The following is a 1414-nucleotide window of genomic DNA, read 5'->3' as shown; positions in this document are numbered from 1 at the left end:
CTAAAGCTGGGCAAGCATTAGTGAAAGAAGCTGAAAAGGCTTATCATTCCGGTGATATCGCCACAGGTAATCAACTCATGAATCAAGCTGCCAGCCATGGAACGACGGTTGAAACTACGGTTGTAAGAAATAGTGGTGCTGGAAAGGGAAATGTTAATTCAGAAAAAGCTTTAAGTGCCAGTGAAAAAAGAGCTATAAAGGCACTTGAAGAACAAATACAGTTGCATGAAAAGAAATTAAAGGAATACATAAAAGATCCGTATTCTTTTGATAATAAAGACTTTTTAAAAAATGCTCCAAATGATGAAGTTAGGCAAAATATTATAAATAGTAGAATTAAACATTTAGAACATGAAATAAATACTTTTAAAAAGAATATAGATAAAATAAAAAAAGGAAAAGATTAGTTATGGGTATTGATTTAAATAAGATTGAAATTATATTTAATTTAATTATTGATAAATTGAAAAAAGATGGCATTCATAAAATATCTCTTGATGATGATTTTTATTGGAATATTCCATCAGATTTACTATATGACCCTTATAACAAACCAAATCAATTTGATATGGGACAACTAAGTGAAGATTATGATTTTTTATTAAATTCAATTGAGAAAGATATTATTATAAATGGAGATTTGAGAAAATTATCTTATCTTTTAAGATATATAGCGGATAAATTAGATCAATAAAACTAGATTTTCAGTAGCGTTTAATCTTTTATTTCAATGTGTTCAACTATGCACAAGAAAACACCATAAAAAGATTGGATTATTATATGTTATCTATATAACTAATAGTCAATGAATTGCAAATTCAATAATCAACTTGCCTTGTTCAATCTTAATAATAACAGGGCAGCCGACATAAAAACCAAATTGCTCCAGCCACCTGCCTTTAATTGTTAGTTGTGGTCTGGGGTTGGGTTTTGTGCCTTGTGGCACGTAACCGACGGTATAAAACCGTTCGTTGGGTTGCGATGCAGGCTCTTTGCCTGTAGCTGATTTTAGCTTAGAATGTATCTTAGCCATAGTTAACTTCTTTGAAGTTAGTTGTGGTTAGCTGGTGAGCTGTGGTGGCTCATCGTTAATCTGCGCTATTATTTACTGTGTTGTGTTACTTCTCTTGTTTAGCTCGCCCTGTTTTAATCAACCAATCAACTGCTTAGCCTGATGCTTTAAAATCATAGCGTCTAAAATCTCTTTAACTGACTTCTGTTCGTCCGGGTTCATCTGCTTGACCACCTAAAACTTAAGCTTAAGCTCGTCCCGTGGCTTTAGTTCCTCGCTTTTTCAACTATCCACTAATCAAAATCATAGCGAAAATAAAGCGGATTATAAAGTCAGTAGCAGCAGTGTTGGCGTCAGCACCATTGGCATGCCATCAATGCCAGCCGGTTATAATAAAAAAGA

At 33.3% G+C, this 1414-nt stretch carries 2 protein-coding genes and 1 pseudogene; 2 read left to right on the top strand and 1 reads right to left on the bottom strand.

Annotated features, from left to right (window positions below; all coding sequences use genetic code 11):
* Both J3U56_RS11930 and J3U56_RS11925 read left to right on the top strand, forming a co-directional pair.
* Positions 1–407: pseudogene (locus J3U56_RS11930) on the top strand (hypothetical protein); the annotation flags it as partial.
* 2 nt (positions 408–409) lie between these two features.
* Complete coding sequence (locus J3U56_RS11925) at positions 410–694, top strand: hypothetical protein (protein ID WP_065633440.1); 285 nt, start codon at positions 410–412, stop codon at positions 692–694.
* A gap of 108 nt (positions 695–802) precedes the next feature.
* Here J3U56_RS11925 and J3U56_RS11920 read toward each other — a convergent pair whose 3' ends face one another.
* Positions 803–1033, bottom strand: a complete 231-nt coding sequence (locus J3U56_RS11920) for a SymE family type I addiction module toxin (RefSeq protein ID WP_267367924.1) — start codon at positions 1031–1033, stop codon at positions 803–805.
* Positions 1034–1414 lie beyond the last annotated feature (381 nt).

Source organism: Gilliamella sp. B2824 (genome assembly GCF_026536245.1).
Classification (GTDB): Bacteria; Pseudomonadota; Gammaproteobacteria; order Enterobacterales; family Orbaceae; genus Gilliamella.
Note: the sequence above shows the minus strand (reverse complement) of the source record. Positions and strands in the feature narration are given on the sequence as shown.

Coding starts and splice junctions, on each gene's coding strand:
- J3U56_RS11925 (WP_065633440.1), top strand. CDS start 410: ATGGGTATTGATTTAAATAAGATTGAAATTATATTTAATTTAATTATT.
- J3U56_RS11920 (WP_267367924.1), bottom strand. CDS start 1,033: ATGGCTAAGATACATTCTAAGCTAAAATCAGCTACAGGCAAAGAGCCT.